At 70.2% G+C, this 16,344-nt stretch carries 16 protein-coding genes; 8 read left to right on the top strand and 8 right to left on the bottom strand.

Translation table 11 applies throughout. The annotated features are described in order from the left end of the window. Window positions 1–76: 76 nt before the first annotated feature. Complete coding sequence (locus IIE03_RS06985) at window positions 77–763, top strand: GNAT family N-acetyltransferase (protein WP_225997404.1); 687 nt, start codon at window positions 77–79, stop codon at window positions 761–763. Between the two features lie 32 nt (window positions 764–795). Here the strand turns inward: IIE03_RS06985 and IIE03_RS06980 are convergent, their stop codons facing one another. Then, window positions 796–2,103: an FAD/NAD(P)-binding protein gene (locus IIE03_RS06980; protein WP_225997403.1), complete on the bottom strand. Its 1,308-nt coding sequence runs from the start codon at window positions 2,101–2,103 to the stop codon at window positions 796–798. Between the two features lie 531 nt (window positions 2,104–2,634). Between IIE03_RS06980 and IIE03_RS06975 the strand changes: the two genes are divergently transcribed. Both IIE03_RS06975 and IIE03_RS06970 read left to right on the top strand, forming a co-directional pair. Next, window positions 2,635–3,537, top strand: coding sequence for a DUF1963 domain-containing protein (locus tag IIE03_RS06975; protein ID WP_192862025.1), 903 nt, complete (start codon window positions 2,635–2,637; stop codon window positions 3,535–3,537). 528 nt (window positions 3,538–4,065) lie between these two features. Further along, window positions 4,066–5,271, top strand: coding sequence for a thermonuclease family protein (locus IIE03_RS06970; RefSeq protein ID WP_192862024.1), 1,206 nt, complete (start codon window positions 4,066–4,068; stop codon window positions 5,269–5,271). Window positions 5,272–5,419: 148 nt separating this feature from the next. Here IIE03_RS06970 and IIE03_RS06965 read toward each other — a convergent pair whose 3' ends face one another. The 3 genes from IIE03_RS06965 to IIE03_RS06955 all read right to left on the bottom strand — a co-directional run bounded on the left by IIE03_RS06965 (window position 5,420) and on the right by IIE03_RS06955 (window position 7,596). After that, window positions 5,420–6,394 (bottom strand): phosphotransferase family protein, encoded by a 975-nt coding sequence (locus tag IIE03_RS06965; protein ID WP_192862023.1) that lies wholly within the window; start codon window positions 6,392–6,394, stop codon window positions 5,420–5,422. Between the two features lie 127 nt (window positions 6,395–6,521). Continuing rightward, window positions 6,522–6,854, bottom strand: coding sequence for an antibiotic biosynthesis monooxygenase (locus tag IIE03_RS06960; RefSeq protein ID WP_192862022.1), 333 nt, complete (start codon window positions 6,852–6,854; stop codon window positions 6,522–6,524). A 178-nt stretch (window positions 6,855–7,032) separates the two neighbouring features. After that, window positions 7,033–7,596, bottom strand: coding sequence for a hypothetical protein (locus IIE03_RS06955; protein WP_192862021.1), 564 nt, complete (start codon window positions 7,594–7,596; stop codon window positions 7,033–7,035). 216 nt (window positions 7,597–7,812) lie between these two features. Between IIE03_RS06955 and IIE03_RS06950 the strand changes: the two genes are divergently transcribed. Together IIE03_RS06950 and IIE03_RS06945 are read left to right on the top strand one after the other, a co-directional pair. After that, window positions 7,813–8,670 (top strand): hypothetical protein, encoded by an 858-nt coding sequence (locus IIE03_RS06950; protein ID WP_192862020.1) that lies wholly within the window; start codon window positions 7,813–7,815, stop codon window positions 8,668–8,670. A gap of 72 nt (window positions 8,671–8,742) precedes the next feature. Beyond that, window positions 8,743–9,312, top strand: coding sequence for a Uma2 family endonuclease (locus IIE03_RS06945; protein WP_192862019.1), 570 nt, complete (start codon window positions 8,743–8,745; stop codon window positions 9,310–9,312). A 69-nt stretch (window positions 9,313–9,381) separates the two neighbouring features. Here IIE03_RS06945 and aspS read toward each other — a convergent pair whose 3' ends face one another. After that, window positions 9,382–10,701 carry an aspartate--tRNA(Asn) ligase gene (gene aspS / locus IIE03_RS06940; protein ID WP_192862018.1) on the bottom strand — a complete coding sequence of 440 codons (1,320 nt, stop codon included), beginning with the start codon at window positions 10,699–10,701 and terminating at the stop codon, window positions 9,382–9,384. A 289-nt stretch (window positions 10,702–10,990) separates the two neighbouring features. On the opposite strand from aspS, the gene IIE03_RS06935 reads away from it, so the two are divergent. Together IIE03_RS06935 and IIE03_RS06930 are read left to right on the top strand one after the other, a co-directional pair. Next, window positions 10,991–11,692, top strand: coding sequence for a Pr6Pr family membrane protein (locus IIE03_RS06935; protein ID WP_318842845.1), 702 nt, complete (start codon window positions 10,991–10,993; stop codon window positions 11,690–11,692). 109 nt (window positions 11,693–11,801) lie between these two features. Continuing rightward, on the top strand, window positions 11,802–12,191 hold the full coding sequence (locus tag IIE03_RS06930; RefSeq protein WP_192862016.1) for a YchJ family protein: 390 nt from the start codon (window positions 11,802–11,804) through the stop codon (window positions 12,189–12,191). A gap of 141 nt (window positions 12,192–12,332) precedes the next feature. Here the strand turns inward: IIE03_RS06930 and IIE03_RS06925 are convergent, their stop codons facing one another. Together IIE03_RS06925 and IIE03_RS06920 are read right to left on the bottom strand one after the other, a co-directional pair. After that, window positions 12,333–13,001, bottom strand: a complete 669-nt coding sequence (locus IIE03_RS06925; protein ID WP_192862015.1) for a DinB family protein — start codon at window positions 12,999–13,001, stop codon at window positions 12,333–12,335. Between the two features lie 78 nt (window positions 13,002–13,079). Then, window positions 13,080–13,589 (bottom strand): hypothetical protein, encoded by a 510-nt coding sequence (locus IIE03_RS06920; protein WP_192862014.1) that lies wholly within the window; start codon window positions 13,587–13,589, stop codon window positions 13,080–13,082. Window positions 13,590–13,837: 248 nt separating this feature from the next. Between IIE03_RS06920 and IIE03_RS06915 the strand changes: the two genes are divergently transcribed. Further along, window positions 13,838–15,043, top strand: a complete 1,206-nt coding sequence (locus IIE03_RS06915) for an MFS transporter (protein WP_192862013.1) — start codon at window positions 13,838–13,840, stop codon at window positions 15,041–15,043. 16 nt (window positions 15,044–15,059) lie between these two features. Here the strand turns inward: IIE03_RS06915 and IIE03_RS06910 are convergent, their stop codons facing one another. Continuing rightward, on the bottom strand, window positions 15,060–16,289 hold the full coding sequence (locus IIE03_RS06910; RefSeq protein WP_192862012.1) for a sulfotransferase family protein: 1,230 nt from the start codon (window positions 16,287–16,289) through the stop codon (window positions 15,060–15,062). Window positions 16,290–16,344 lie beyond the last annotated feature (55 nt).

Below are 16,344 nucleotides of genomic sequence, written 5' to 3'. Positions count from 1 at the left end.
ACCGGCCTCGCGCTCAGCAACCGCACGCTCCATTGCCGTGCGCCCTGCGCCACTTCTGATGGAAGGTGACATCCCGTTGATCTCACGAGAAGACCTCGCCACCGTCTGGCCCGCCTTCGCGCTCACGGTCCGCTGCGACGATCTGGAACTGCGGGTGCCGGACGATGCCGACCTGCTGGCGCTGGCCGACGTCGCCGCGCAAGGTGTCTACGACCGCCCGGATGTGCCCTACCGCTGGGCATGGACCCGCGGAACTCCTGAGGAAGTACGGCGCAACGTGCTCGCGTATCAGTGGGCCGCGCGGGGCCACTTCACGCCGGACCGGTGGAGGCTGGAGCTCGGCGTCTTCCACGACGGCGACCCGGTGGGCATCCAGGCGATCTCGGCGAGGAACTTCCCCGTCACCCGTGAGGCGACCACGGGCTCGTGGCTCGCCAGCCGGTTCCAGGGCCGCAGCATCGGCAAGCGGATGCGGCTGATGGCGTTGAGCCTGATGTTCGACGGCCTGGCCGCGGCCGCGATGCACACCGAAGCAGACCGGGAGAACGTCGCGTCCAATGCGGTCTCCGAGCGGCTGGGCTACGCGCCCAACGGCGTCGGAACCCGAAACAGAGACGGCGCCCCGGCCGAGGAGATCCGCTACCGCATGACCGCCCACGCCTGGGCAACCCGGCCCGATGCCCTGCGCCCGCAGATCACCATCGACGGACTGGACGCCGTACGCGACCAACTCGGGATCCACACCACGGCCTCAGGCGCCTGACGGCGGCAGGCACCTGACGCACTCCGTCCTGGTCAGGTGGCGTTGCCGATCCGGTGGGCGATGCGGGCTGACTGGGCGACAGCGGATCCGAGGAAGTTCGCAGTGCTGTAGCGGACGGCGGTCGTCGGGCCTACGGCCCACACCCGTTCGGGCTGTGTTCTGCCAGGAAGCTGCACCTGGAGAGACTCGGTCAGCGTGGTCCATGGTGTTGCCCCGGCCGGAGCGCTGCCCAGGTGTATCGCGTCGGGCGTGCACGCGATGGGATAGCGCTCGTTCCCTGCCGCTACCACGATCACGTCGTGCCGCTGGGGGGCGACGTGAGCCCACGGAACCAGGCGGACTGCTCGATCGTCGATCGCGTGCCGCAAGCGGTGCGCGGTGGTGAGCATCATGGACGTCAGGTAGCGCCAGGTGAACCGGGAATCGCCGGTGGACCGCGGTGAGTGCCGCGACAGGTGCAGCGCTACCGCGACGAGCGCATCCTGCCAGTGGATGTCCCCGGACTCGGCCAGGGCGATCTCCTCTCCCAGGCGATCGATCGGGTCGCGCGCAGCCGAGAGCATCGTCGCCAGGGGCCCGTGACCATGAGCCTGCACGAACCGGTCGAGCGTGGCCTCGAGGTCGAACGTGGGCGCCCGGAGGTCCAACGTGAGACCTTGCTCGTTGAGCAAGGTGCGCGTTCGGACCGCGGGCAGGAGGCCGGTGCGCGAGCTCATCGTGACCCGGGCGCCGCTGTCGGCCAGTACCAGTGCCGCGTCGATCGCGGACTGTCCGGTACCCACGACGAGCGCTTCATGGGCGCGAGCACTGCGCAGCCGGTCCGTCGGATACGGTCCGATACCCCTGATGCCTGCCACGTCCCGGCGTGGGCCCGCGCCCATCGCCAGGACCACATCGGTCGCGCCGATCAGACGACCGCTACCCAGTCGCAGTAGATACCGGCGCCCGCGGCGTGCGATGGACCGTACCGTGTCGATGATTCGTGCGACGGCAACGCCACGCGTTCCTGCGCGGCGCACATGGTGCGCCAGCCTTTGATCGGCGTACCGTCCCACGACATGCCTGGGCACCGCGTGCGGGTCCTGGTGATGGTCCAGATAGGACAGGAAGTCCGTCGGGTCGGCCGCGACGATGGAACCGACGTGCGCTGACGTGTTGACGATCACCAGGTCTTCCGGGTCGTAGAACACCGAGGGGTACCGCGAGTCCTCGGGATCGATGACCACGATCCGGGCTCCCTCGTCGAGGGTCGCGAGCAACTGCACGACCATCGCGATCCCGGTCACTCGACCACCTACGACCGCAACATGCCGACGGTCTCCTTGCACAGCCTCTGCCATGGATGTCGACCTCGATCCCCGGCGGCTTTCCCGGAATAGTGAACACGGCTATATGTCATCGTTAACTTCGGATGTAGCAGTGTGACTGTTCTTGCGGGTGGTAGGTCTCGCGATCGCAGAGTCCTACCCGGGAGATCGGGTCGCGTGCCGACTGGCCGGCGCCCGCAACAATGGTCCGCGTCGTCCCAGGTCAGAGTCAAGACTTGGTTGGAGATCGCATGGTCCCCGCGTCCTCAACCTTGTCTTCGACGCGCACCTCGGCGACTTCTGGCTCGCCGACTGCGAGGAAGTCTCCCTGGAGATGCTGCAGACCTTCGTAGGTCTCGCAGGGTCACGACCGTGGCGGTCGACTACCCGCTCCCGCCCGAGCCGGGACCACTCCGGGACGCACACACGGCGAGCTGGCGATGCACCGGCGTCCGGTGACATGGCCCGAGGTGTCTCCCGCCTGATCCTGGCGCGGCAGGGTGGCCCTGTTCGTACTCCTCTGCGCCCTGTCGTGCGACGTCGACCGCCAGTAGGGTCTCGCGGGTGCAGATCGAGGCATTCCAGCAGGACATGACCGACCACCTCGCGGCGTTCCGCGAGCGCGCCCTCGCGACGGGCGCACCCGCCGAGCAGATCGGCCGGTGGGCGGGCCTCGCGCGTCCGGCGGTGATCCTCGCGCCGACCGCCGACGGGCCTGAGGCCGGGTGGTTCGGCGACGAGCGCCGGCCCGCCCCCGGCGCCGACGGCACCTACTCGGCGATACGGGAGCGCCGGCCGGAGGAGATGCATCTGATCGCGACAGTCGACCTGGCGAAGGTCGCCGCGAGTGCGACCGACCTGCCGTTGCCGGCCGACGGCCACCTGCTCTTCTTCGCGTCCACCGAGATCGGCGACGAGAACACCGCCGGGTCCGTGGACTACCTCCCCGCGGGAACGGGGCTCGGCGACCGCGCCCGGGACTACGACGACTACGACAACTACGAGTTGCTGTACGACCGTGGCATCGGCACCCACGAGGACCTGGAGGCCGGGCTGCGCAAGATCGACCCGCTGCGCCCTGTGCCGGTCGTGACCCTCCCCGACCACGAGCCGACCTACTCCAGGCCCCTGTTCACGGATCCTCTCGCCGAGCGGTTCGAGGACGCCGGGCGGCTCCGCCGGGCCTGGCACGACACACGGTGGACCCACGGCTGGCCCGGGGCTCACCTCCAGCTCGGGGGCTGGGCCAGCGCCTACGGTGAGGAGTTCGGCGATCCGGTGCGGTACGCCGCGGCCACCGCGAAGTTCGACGGCGCGGAAGGCGCGCCGGACGGCGACAGCTGGGTCCTGCTGGCGCAGTGGATCGGCTTCCTCGACCACGCCTCCATGTTCTGGACCATCCCCGCGGCCGACCTCGAGGAGCTCCGCTTCGACCGTGCTCGGGTCATCCTCCACTGGAGGCCATGAACCGCGTGAGCTCCCGCAACCACGCGATGCTCGCCCCCGGGTTTGGCGTGCCGCGCTGAGCCGCATCAACGCGGCTCTCCGGTCCCGTCACTCGTGACGCACCCGAGTCTCGCGAACACCTCCGCCATCCAGCCTCTGAGCGCCCTGAGAACGGCTCGCATCGCAGGGTGAAATCGCTGATGTATTGGCCTCATCAACAGAAATGGCCGACCGATCTGAGTACGATTGCGGCCACCGAACGCCAGTCCGGACGCAGGAAACGGAGCCCTTCCCGCCATGGCACAGCTCCCGAACGCTCCTGACCCGGATGGCACGGTCCCCATCACGCGGGTTCCGACGCAGGAAGAACTGGCGTCGGTACACCTGGCGCAGAGTAGGCCGACCTTGATCCGCGCGGTATCGGGGCCGCCACAGCCGGGAAGTCCACAACCTGCCGGGCCACCGCCTCACGGGCAACGGCAGCCAGAACAGCGAAACGGGATAGCCACGGCGAGCTTCCTGGTCGCGATCTTCTCACTGCTCACGTGCGTGCTGTTCCTGCCCGGGATCGTGGCCGTCGGGCTTGGTGTCGTGGGCTTGCGGCGCTCCGGAAGACTGCCTCTGCCAATCGGGCGAGGCTTGTCGATCGCCGCCATCACGATAGGCGGAGCAAGCATCGGCATCGGTACCGCCGCGGCTTCGGCTTTGATGCTGACCCCAGACACGCAGATCGTCGTCGACCGGGTGATCGACGGCGACACGGTCGACGTTGTGCGAGGCGGCGACACCGTCCGGATCCGGCTGCTAAACGTCGACACGCCGGAGACCAAGGACCCGGACGAACCGGTCGAGTGCCTCGGGCCGGAGGCGACAGAGTTCCTGCAAGCCATGCTGCCCGCCGGAACTCCCGTGACGCTGGAGTACGACGTCGACCGCACGGACAGGTACGGCCGAGATCTGGCGGGCGTGTTCCTGGCCGACAACACGTTCGTCAACGCCGAGATCGCCCGCGCCGGATTCGGTAGAGCAGTCGTGTTCGAGCCCAACGAAAAGTTCTACCCGCGGGTCTCGGAAGCCGAGGATGAGGCGCGGGCTGCCGGGCGCGGCTTGTTCGGCACGGACATCGCCTGCATGAAGGCCGCGGCCCAGGCGAAGACATATCAGCAGAGCGTGTCGGCGCTACTGGGCAAGGCTCCCGGAAGCGGCGCCAAGCTCGCCAAGATCGACGCGTACGCGGACCTGCTTGCGAAGAAGATCGCGCGAGGTGAAGAGATCGCACGCGCCCTGGCGCGTGACGAGTCCGCCGACAGGGCACAGAAGAGCAGTGACAAGGCACCTGGAGACCTGATAGCGCGCCAGCTCGATCGCCTGAGCGCGGAGCAGCAGGACAACGCGCAGACACGCAAACGTGCGGTCCAACGGATAGAGCAAGCGCGTGAGGCCGAACGCGCGGCTGAGGAAGCGCGCCGTAAGGCCGAGGAGGAGGCCACGGCGCGCGAAGCGGCATCGCGTGATACCGCCGGCACCAACAGCTCAAGCAATAGCAGCAGCTCGGATGACCAAACCACGAGCAGTTCGGGCACCTCGTCAGACTCCGGCGGCTCGGACGACTCCTCGTCCGGATCCAGCGGGGGCGGCGCATACGACCCGTCGTACACGGGATGCCGCGCCTACCGCGACACCGGCCGCTGGCTCGACGATCAGGGCCGCCGCTACGACAAGATCGACTGCACCACCAAGCAAATCATCGGCTGAGCGAACGAGAATACGGGTATGCGAACGATGACCGCCACCTCGGCATCACCAGGATTCTCCGACCTGCTCGACGCCATCGAGCGCAGCAAGGACAAGGACCCGGCGTCGGGTCAGCCTGATCACACGTAGGGAGTGACAGTTTCGCGCGCTACTCCCGCATCAGTTCCCGCAGCCACGCGATGCATGCCTCCGCCTGGATGCGCTGGAAGTGGCGCAGGTGGGGGATACCCGGTGGTGGGGGCTGGAGCGAGCCGTGCGCGAAGTACGCGGTCACGACAGCTAACCAGGTCAGCACGGCCTCCGGGTCGGTGCCCCGCGGGAGCGGGGTGCGGTCCAGCACCTCCGACGGCTCCGGTCCGCCCAGGGCGTGCACGGCGGGCAGCATCGCGACGAGGTCGAGGAATGCCGCGCCGCGCATGGCGTGCGGCCAGTCGACGACGACGCCGTGGCCGCGGTCTTGCGACCCGACGATCAGCACGTTGTCGGCCCGGAAGTCGCCGTGCACCAGCGAGTCGCCCTTGAACGCCTCGGCCTGGCGGTCGGCGGGTGTCGCGAGCCGCGCGATCAGGTCGAGGTGGTCGGCGAGCCACGGGTCGTAGGTCGACAGGCCGGCCGGCCGCTCGTCGGTCAGTTGCTCGGCCTGGGGCCACGGCTTCGCGGCGAAGTCGGGGAACTCATCGCCGTCCGGCGCCGGGTGCTCTCCGATCCTCAGCGCGAGGCGGGCCAGGAGATCGACGTCGTCCAGGTCCCACGGATCGGTACGCACCGCGCGGCCGTCCACCGGTTCGAAGGCGAGGACGGCCCAGTTCCGCTCCCCCGCGGGCGCGTCAGGGCCGACGTCGGGCACCTCGAGCGACCACAGCAGCGCGGGCGACGGCACCGTCTCCGGCAACAGCGCGGCCTTGACCGCCTCACGCCGGTGCAGGCGCAGCGCCTCCGTCTGGTCGGGCGAGGCCGTCTTGACGAACGCCCGCCCGCGGTCGGTGGTCAGCACGCTGGCCAGGCCCGGGGAGTACCCGCCGTCGTGCGAGACCCACGAGGTCACCTTCGCCCCGAGGCGCTCCTCGATCGCCGCCCGCACGACGGCGGGCAGGTCGGGCCAGGTGGGACGCACGCGAGTCATGGGAGAACACCCTGCCGGAGTGCGAGGGAAGGCACCACCGAAATCCCCGCACGAAGCTGCAGCCGCCCCGACTCCCTGGAGCAGAGCGTCGGATGCCGGCGGCCTGCTCAGCTGCACCGCAAGGGGCCTACACGGGGCGCGTGTCCTCCGGCGTCAGGAGGGTGTCGTAGTGGGCGGACCGCTCGTCGAACCGTGCCAGGACGGCCCGCGCCTCGGCGGGGACATGCGCGACCTCGTAGTCGTCGCCGACGAACTCGCGCACGGCGTCGAGCGAGTCGAACAGCATGATCGTGGAGAACTCGACCTCGCCGTCGTCGAGCGGGCGACGGAGCAGGTAGGCGCCGTGGTAGCCGGCGAGGTTCCGCTCGGCGATGGCGGGGAGCACGCGGGTGCTCACGATCGACTCGTAGGCGTCGGCATTCTCGGGGGTCGTCCATCCCCGCCAGATTCGAACGATCATGTCGGCAGTCCAGCACGCCCGGCACCAGATGCTCAAGCAGTTCCGCCGCGAACTTCTTCGTCAACTGGTCCAGCACCGAAACCCAGTTGCGTGTAACCTAGATCGCGCGAGGGGCACTAGCCCTGAGAAGTGAGCCCGGGAGCCCGCCCTTTCGACGGGTAACCCGGGCTTCGCGCTGTCACGGCTCGACCTGGACAACTTGCGAGACCGCGGGCATCACCATCTCGCGCCACACCCCGCCTCGCTGCCAGCACCAAGCGACGGCGTCGGCGATCCACAAGAGCGGCTCGCTGTGCCGGTCAAGGTGGTCGTAGCGGACGTCGGTCTTTCGCAGTTCCGCATAAAGCCAACGACGGTCCTGAGTTTCGAGCGACTCGTCGCGATCCAGGATGATCATCCGGGCGTCAGACGCGATCGCGATCGCAGCCGTGGTGCGGATGCAACCCTGCCTCGGATTCGACCGCTTCGCCGCACGGCTTTCGAGGATCACCGACGTGACGCCGCTCGCCACGATCAGGTTTACCACCGCTTTCCGCTGCTGGTCCGTCGTGGTTTGGAAGTGGATGCTCCGCGCACCGGATGCACGGAGCTTTCGGAGGTCCCGGCGAACCTGGTGCACCAGGCGTGACGCCACGAATGCGATGGCGATGATGTATCCGCGGTTCTTCGACTCGTCGACGAACATGTGTGCACGCCGGGGAACGTCGTCGGAGAGTCCGACACTGTCGGGCAGGTGGGACACAGCGCTCCTCTGGGACGGCTCGAGAACACACAAAAGCGAGCCCCGAGGGCGAGGCTCGCCTATCGGCGGCTACTCTATGCGTCACGGACCGGCGCTGCACGCCGAAGCGACACGCCCGCGGACTGGCTGCCGCCGGCGAAGTGTCTGCGCACGTCAAGCGCAGTTCCCGGCAGGTTCAGCCGCAGTTGTCCGACGTCGTCCCTGGAGCCTTTCGAAGTGAGTGAGTACCAGTACTACGAGTTCCTGGCGGTCGACCGGCCGCTGACCAGCGAGCAACAGGCCGCGGTGCGGGAGCTGTCGACGCGGGCGCAGATCACGGCGACGTCGTTCACGAACGAGTACCACTGGGGCGATTTCAAGGGCTCCCCGGAAGAGCTCGTGCGCGACTTCTACGACCTGCACCTCTACCACGCGAACTGGGGCAGCCGCCGGTTGCTGCTCAAGCTTCCCGCGAGCGCCCTGAAGGGCGTGCGGCTGGAGGAGTACGTCGTGGGCGACCACATGGACGCCCGTCGGTCGGGCAAGAACGTGATCCTGGACCTCGGGTCGGAGGAGGAGGATCAGTGGGAAGAGGACTTCCAGGAATGGACGCTCGGCTCGTTCGCGGCGGTGCGGGCCGAGCTGCTCGGCGGTGACCTCCGGCCGCTGTACCTGGTGTTCCTCGCGGCGATCGGTGTGTGGGCGTACGACGAGGACGCCTTCGACTACGACGACGGCGACATCCTGGAACCGCCGGTCCCAACGGGCCTCGGCGATCTCACCGGGGCGCAGCGCACCCTCGCCGACTTCCTCCGCCTGGACGACGACCTGCTGGCCGAAGCCGCGAGCGCGAGCCCGCCACGGGGCGCCGTCGTCGGGCAACGAGACGCCCGCGAATGGGTCGCGGGCCTGCCGACAACGGCGAAGGACGAAGCGATCATCGCGCTCCTGGCGGGCGATCACGCCGCCGCGAGGGCCGAGTTGCAGCGCCGGTTCCAGGGCACCGCGGCCGGAGACAGCGTGGAGGGCTCCCGCACGATCGGCGAACTCCTCGACAACGCGGCAAAGCGGAAGCAGACGCGCACGTCACAGTGAGGAGCGTGCCCGGCGGCACGCCCAGCGCAGATCTCTCGTGGCACGCAGGCCTCGTTGGGTAACCTCGGCACCATGACCGCGTTGCCGGACTGGATGCGGCCTCCGCGCCCCGAGGGCTGGCTCGCCGTTGATCTGGACAGGCTTCCCGAAGCACCGCGGCACACCGAACTCATCGACGGTGCCCTCGTCTTCAGGCTGCTCCCGCAGCGTGCCTGGCACAGCCGCGTGATCTTCACCGTCCAGAGGAGTCTGACAGCCCAGGCGCCGTCGAACATCGTGATCTACAGCGGGATGACCGTCCGCCTGGACGAGCACAACCGGCCCGAGCCGGACGTGCTCGCCACCACGGCCGAGTACGACCCGGACCGCACCTGGTACGCGCCCGAGGACGTCGTTCTGGTCGTCGAGGTCGTCTCGCCCGAGTCGGCTCACCGGGACCGCACGGTCAAGCTGACCAAGTACGCGCAGGCAGGGATCCGCCACTACTGGCGTGTCGAGGACGAGGGCGACGCCACGGCGATCCACGTCTACGAGCTCGACGACGCCACGACCGCCTACGCTCCTGCCGGGATCTTCCGCGAGCGCCTTCGGGTCGCCGCGCCGTTCCCGATCGAACTCGACGTCCCCGGCCTTGTCGGCTGACCGCCGCCGGCCGTCGCACCGCGGGGTGGCGCAAGCGTCCGCCCGCACCACCCCGCAGCCCCTACCACCTCACGGCGTCAGGCGGTGCAGGTCGCGCGGGAACAGCGCGACCTCGCGGACGTTGGCCGCGCCCGTGATCCGCGCCGTCCAGCGTTCCAGGCCGATCGCGAACCCGCCGTGGGGCGGCATGCCGTGCTCGAACGCCTGCAGGTAGGAGGCGTACGCGGCCGGGTCCTCCCCCTGCGCCGCGATGGCCGCGACGTAGTCCGACGGGCGGTGCAGCCGCTGCCCGCCCGTGACCAGCTCCAGCCCGCGGAACAGCAGGTCGAAGCTGTTGGACCAGCGCGGGTCGTCCGGCTGCGGGTGCGTGTAGAACGGGCGCTTGGCCATCGGGTAGCCCTCGACGGCGAGGAAGTCGCTGCCGTGCTCCCGCAGCGCCCACTCCCCCAGCGCCCGCTCGTGCTCGGGCGCCAGGTCCGGTTCCTCGGGCGGCGCTCCGACCAGCGCCAGGGCGTCGGCGAAATGGATCACCGGGATCCGGTCGGGCACCCGCGGCACCTCGATCCCGAGCCGTTCGACGGCGCCCGCGGCGTGCTCCGTGATCCCGCCGGCCATGCCCGCGACGACGTCGCGCAGCAGGCCCAGCACGTCGCGATGGTCACGGACGAACCCGAGCTCCACGTCCAGCGACACGTACTCGGCCAGGTGCCGGACCGTGTCGTGCGGCTCGGCGCGGAACACCGGGCCCACCTCGTACACCCGCTCGAACACCCCGACCAGCTGCTGCTTGTAGAACTGCGGGGACTGCGCCAGGTAGGCGGGACGGCCGAAGTAGTCGACCTCGAACACGTTCGCGCCCGACTCCGTCGCCGAGGCGACGAACTTCGGGGTCTGCACCTCGGTGAACCCGGCGGCGTCGAGCGTCGAGCGGAACCCGCGCACGGAAGCCGCGGCGATCTCCCACGCGGCGCGCCGGGCCGGGTGGCGCCAGGTGACGGGCGCGTGGTCGAGCATCGTGGGCAGCGCGGCGTTCAGGCTCGGCCGCCACAGCTCGACCGGCGGGGTCGCGGCCGGCTCGGTCAGCGCCGTGATCGTCGGCGCGGTGAGCTCGACTCCGCCGGGAGCCTGCGGGTTCGCCGTCGCCGTCCCGACCACCTCGACGGTGGTCTCCTCGGGCGGGACATCCTGACCGTCGTCGGGCCGCACCACGACCTGCGCCAGGCCGGACCGGTCGCGCACGACGACGAACGTCACCGCCGACAGCGCGCGACGCCGGTGCACCCAGCCCTGCACGCGCACGACGCTTCCCGGCTCGGCCGCGGAGACGTCGTCGCACAGCGTCCGCTCGACGCGTGTCGGCTGAGATTTCTCGAGAGACAACGAGTTCATGTTCCACCTCCAGTTCGCAATGACTGCCCTGGAGGTGTGGGCGAGGGGCAAATTCGCGGTGCCACCACACCTTCGCCGGCGGAACTCGAGCTGCCGGCCTCTCGTCGGTACGCCGCACGCGCGGGCCGCACGCTCTCACGGGGTTCGTCACGCCCCACGCCGGCCGGGTCCCACGCTATGCGGTGCCGCCGCGACGGGTCCAGCGAGTTATCCGGCACCGAGCGCACACCGGCGGACGCGCCGGGCTACGCTTCCTGCCGATTCCGGGGAACTCCAGATAATGAAACTCGTGGAAACGACGACGGCGCCCCCGGGGGCGATTCTGCTCGCACGGATCTCCTACGCGGTGATCGCCGCCGCCATCGCGGTCGCGCTCGTCATCCAGTTCGTCAACTTCTTCACCGGGGCCTCCGACCCGAACACCGTCAACGGGGGTGAGAACGTCGGCCTCGGCACGCGGATCTGGCGGGGATACAGCTATTTCACGGTGGACAGCAACATCGTTGTGCTCATCGTGTCGCTGCTCCTGGTCGCCAATCCTCTGCGGGCCGGACGATGGTGGGACGTCGCCAGACTGAATGCCCTGCTGGCGATCACGATCACCGGCCTGGTGTACGCGATCGTCCTCGCCCCGCTGGTCGATCCCAGCGGGTGGTCGATGGTCGCGAACATTCTGTTCCACTACGTCTCGCCGTGGGCCACCGTCCTGGCCTGGCTTGTCTTCGGGCCTCGCCCGCGGTTCACCTGGTCGACGATTCCGGGAGCGTTCGTTCTCCCTGTCATCTGGCTGGTCTACATCTTCGTCCAGGGCGCGTTCACGCGGTGGTACCCGTACCCGTTCCTCGACGTCACGGAGATCGGCCTCGGCCGCGCGCTCGTCAACGCAGCGCTGGTCATCGCCGCGGCCGCGGTCCTCGGCGTGCTCGTGAAGCTGGTCGACTCCCGCCTCCCGAGCGCCCTCCCCGACACCACCTCCCGCCCGGCGAGGTAGCGCCGTTCGGCACGTTCCCACCAGAGCGCGACGAGGAGAACCCCCGAGCTCCGACGCGGCCGACGTCTCGGTCAAACGGCACGCGCGTGCTGGAGCGAGGATGGTCCTCATGGACAATTCCGCGCGGTGCCCCTGCCTGTCCGGCGAGACCTATGGTGACTGCTGCGGCAGGTATCACCGCGGCACGGCCGGGCCGGCTCCGACCGCGGAGGCCCTGATGCGGTCGCGTTACTCCGCCTTTGCGGTCGGGGATGCCGACTACCTGCTCGCCACGTGGTCCCCGTCGTCCCGGCCGGACCGGCTCGACCTGGACGACGACGTCCGCTGGCAGCGTCTCGACATCTTGCGCACCGAGGCCGGTGGCCCGTTCGACGACACGGGCGTGGTCGAGTTCGTCGCCCATTACCGCGCGTCCGGCGACCGCGGCCGCCTCCACGAGGTGAGCCGCTTCGAGAAGCTCGACAAGCGCTGGTACTACGTCGACGGGACGACGACCTGACACCCGCGGTCGGAGCCGGCGGCGAATATCGCGGACGGAGCGCGTGGCGGACACCGGGGACGGGCGCCACGGCGGATCCGGGGACGGAACCCCTGGAGTGGGTCAACAGTCGTGACACCGTCCGCCCGCGCGATGCCGCTGTCAGAGCGTCTCTTCCGCGGCAGCCCGCTCGATCAGGCCGGCGAGGACGTCGAGTTCCCCGCGCTCGTGCCACGCCAGGCGGCGCAGCACCTTGACGCTGGTCCAGGCGCCGTGGGCGTCCCATTCCGCCGTCAGGTCGGGATCCATCCCGGACACCACGCGCCGCACGTACGCGCCCGACTCCTCGAGTTCCGTGACGAGGTCCTCGGCGCGCGGCCGCGGCGGCAGGCCCAGGAGCGGAAGGTAGTAGCGGGACTCCGTGTCCGCGATGTGCCACGCCAGCTGTCCCACCGTGTGCCACGAGGCGTAGGCGGGCAGTGTCCGGTCGGGGTCGCGGTACTCCATCACGTGCGGCCCCGCGGCGCGGATCAGCTCCAACGTGCGGGCGCGGGACCGCTCCAGGATCGAGAGGGTCGCGGCCCGCTCCGCCTCCGACGCCGGGACGCGGTCCCGGTCGAACACCGTCTCGTCACCGGTCGTCGCCCGGTCCACGCGCTCGGCGACCTCGAACACGTCGGCGTCGAGGCCGCACCGGGTCGCAAGGTCGGCCAGCGCGGCGTCGTCGTCGGGCCCTTGACCGCACGTGCCCCAGTACGGCAGGTCGAACGTCCAGGCGGCCGACCACCCGTCCTCGGCCATCCCGGCACGCTGATCGAGATAGACGCGCACGCCTCCCATCGTGGCAGGGCGGCCGGATCAGTCAACGGGAAGGCAGTGCGGCGCCGCGATCCTCCGAGAGCGGTGAGCTCAGCGGGATGCTGCCTTTGTCAGGCGGTCGATCAGGTTCTGTGCGTTGTCGGAGAGCGCGGCGCGCCTGCTGAAGAGGTTGCCCTCCTTGGCGGCCATGACCTCGGCGACCTGCGTGGCGATCCGGATCAGCCAGGTGCCGTACGCGTCGACGTCGGCGTCGTCGACCCGGCCGCGCAGCAGATCGATCGACGACTCGGCGAGCTCGACCGCACGGGCGGCCTCGCCCGCGGAGTCGGGGTCGAGGAAGTCGTTCGCCCCTTCGGGCTCGTCGCCCTTCTCCTCCTGCTCGGCCTTCTTGTGGTCGCGCAGCGCGAGCGCCACCGTCCGCACGAACTCGTTCTCGTCCCGCTGGGCCTCGCGGAACACCTTGGCGGCGCGAGCGCTCGCCTTGAGGAGGCCGACCGGGCTCGGCCTGCCGTCGACGAGGCTGGCCGCCCGCAGCACCGCTCCGGGGGTGTCCAGGAGCTGGGTGATCTCGTCGTCGCCGAAGTCGGAGAGGGTCGTCATGTGGGTGCTTTCTGTTCGTGCCGGTGAGAGGCAGGCTCACGATACGGCCTGGTCGGTGCGCCGCGCCTGGGCCCACGGGCCCGGAGCGCCGGCCGGGGGCACGGAGCGCGCCCGGCCGCGCGAACCTGCGCCGCCCGCGAAGTGGGCGCCGTCCGAGGGCGCGAGGACCCTGGGCCACGGGCAGGCCGGCCCGAGACCACACTCCGCCAAGACCATTGCCGCGGCCAACCATCTGCGAGGATGGGACGGTGACAGGACCGAGCGGCGCAGTGACGGAGACACAGTTCCGCTTCCGGGACATCGCCGTCGTCGCCTACGTGCCGTCGGTCGTCAGCTCGATCGGCCACGGCGCCGTGCTGCCCGTGCTGGCGATCCACGCGAACGACCTGGGCGCGAGCACGGCCCTGGCGGCGTTCGTGGTGGCGCTCATGGGGATCGGGCAGCTGGTCAACTCGCTGCCGTCGGGGGCGCTCGTGGCGCGGCTCGGCGAGCGCCGCACGCTGATGATCGCCGGGCTGGTGGACGCGGTCGCGATGGGAGTGGCGTTCTTCGGCTCGTCGGTGTGGCTGCTGTGCGTGTGCGTGGTGGTCAGCGGGATGAGCTGGACGGCGTTCCTGCTGGCGCGGCAGGGGTTCCTGATCGACGCGGTGCCGGTGAGTCACCGGGCGCGCGGGATGGCGCTGCTGGGCGGGTCGATGCGGGTGGGAATCCTGGTGGGTCCGCTGCTGGGGGCGCTGCTGATCCACCTGTTCGGGGTCCGCTCGGTGTTCGTGCTGGCGGCGTGCGCGTCGCTGCTATCAGCGCTGATCGTGACGCGGATGCCGGACTTCGGCCGGGTGGCGCGCGATGTCGTCCCCCGAGCGGTGCACTCGGTGCTCTGGGAGCACCGGCGCACGCTGCTGACGCTCGGCGTCGCGGTGATCATCATCGGCGCGTCGCGGTCGGTGCGCACGGGCCTGCTGCCGCTGTGGGCGGATCACGTCGGCATCGGCGCTGCGACGGTCTCACTGCTGTTCGCGGTCGCAGCGACGATCGACATCCTCCTGACGCTGCCGGGCGGCTGGCTGCTGGACACGCGCGGGCGGCGGGTGGTGGCGGTGCCGGTGGTGCTCGCCGTCGGCGTCGGCTGCCTGCTGCTGCCGCTGACGGACTCGGCGCTCGGCGTGGGCGCCGTGATGGCGCTGATCGCGCTGGGGAACGGGCTCGGCTCGGGGATCGTGATGACGCTCGGCGCCGACGCGGCTCCGGAGGAGGGCCGCGCGCAGTTCCTGGGCGGCTGGCGGCTGTGCGGGGACATCGGCAACACCGGCGGACCACTGGTGGTGTCGGCGGTGGCGGCGATCGCCCCGCTGGCGGCCGCCCCGGTGGTGATCGGCGCCCTGGCCCTGGCGGGCACGGCCTGGGTCGCCTACTGGACGGGCCGAGCGGACCGCGCCCGCCGGAGAGCCGGCTGACCGGCGTCGTCCGCCGTCACATCTCCGCCGTCGGCTCCGCGTCCAGCCTGTCGAAGTTGCGCAGCAGGCCCAGGTACGCCGCGAACGACTCCTCGACCTGGTTGGCCCCCAGGCCGTAGTCCGCGATGTCGTACCGGTGCGGACGCGTGCCCGCCGGGCGTGCGAGCACCTGGTCGAGCTGCGCGGCGTCGCTCGTGGTCCAGGTCGCGCCGATCGCCGCGTACACGCGTGGCACCTCGGTGTGCGGGTCGGCGGCGAGCTGGTGGTACGGCACGTCCACGATGGACGACGGCGGCATGCTGAGCCGCGACTCGAGCGCGTTGTCCACCCAGGTGACCAGGGTGTCCAGCACGAGCTCGCCGACCTCCCGCGGGTCCGGGTCCTTCTGGTACATCGACCACATCGTCCCCACGAGGCTGCAGGTGGAGGCTAGGACGGTGGTCGGGTTCCGGTGCGTCCACACGAACGTGGCGTCCGGGAACACCTTCTTGATCGTGGGCATGTCGTTCAGGTGCCCCGGGTACTTGACGATCCACCGCTTGCGCTCGCGCCCGTGCTGCAGCACCTGGAGGCCCTGCTTCAGGTAGGCGTAGTCGCCGGCCAGCTCCTCGGGGCCGCGCTGCGCGTACCACTCGCGGTAGGACGGCAGGGCGCCGTGCAGCAGCGGCCAGAACGTCCCGTGCGGCAGGAGCATCATCGACTCCTCCGGCTGCTCGGCACGGCTCGGGTGCATGTGCTTCAGGCCGGGGGCGAACAGGCCCGTGACGAACTTGCTGCCCTGGTCGAGCTTCCTGATCTCGCGCGCCGCGACGGCCGGGTCCTCGAGGTCCGTGTGCGACATCTCCCACATCAGCGGGCCGCGGTGGGCGGGCGACGCCGCGAGCACCCGGTGGGCGAGGGTCGTGGCCGTGCGCGGGAGCCCGAGCACGAACACCGGGTCGGCGATGGGCTCGTCGGCGATCTCCGGGTGCTCCGCGAGCAGGCGGTTGATCCGCAGCCGGTTGGCGTACCGGTCCTTGATCTGGCTGAGCGCGAAGGTCCAGCCCAGCGGCATCAGCCGCGGCTCCTCGCCGATGCTGCGGGCCGCGCGACCGAGGTCGTCGGCGAACTTGCGGTCCTCCGCGCCGGCCTCCTCCTCGACCTGGGCGACGGCCTTCTCCCAGTCCTTCGCGGGATCCTCGTATCCCCGGACCACGGGGGCGAAGACGGTGTTGAGAACCTTCGACGTGCGAGGGGTGTGATTCACGATGTCCTTCCGATCCGATCGGGATGGCGGGGCCGCGCGGCCGCCCGCCGTGCGG

The sequence above is a fragment of the Myceligenerans pegani genome (assembly GCF_014892515.1).
GTDB lineage: Bacteria > Actinomycetota > Actinomycetes > Actinomycetales > Cellulomonadaceae > Myceligenerans > Myceligenerans pegani.
Note: the sequence above shows the minus strand (reverse complement) of the source record. Positions and strands in the feature narration are given on the sequence as shown.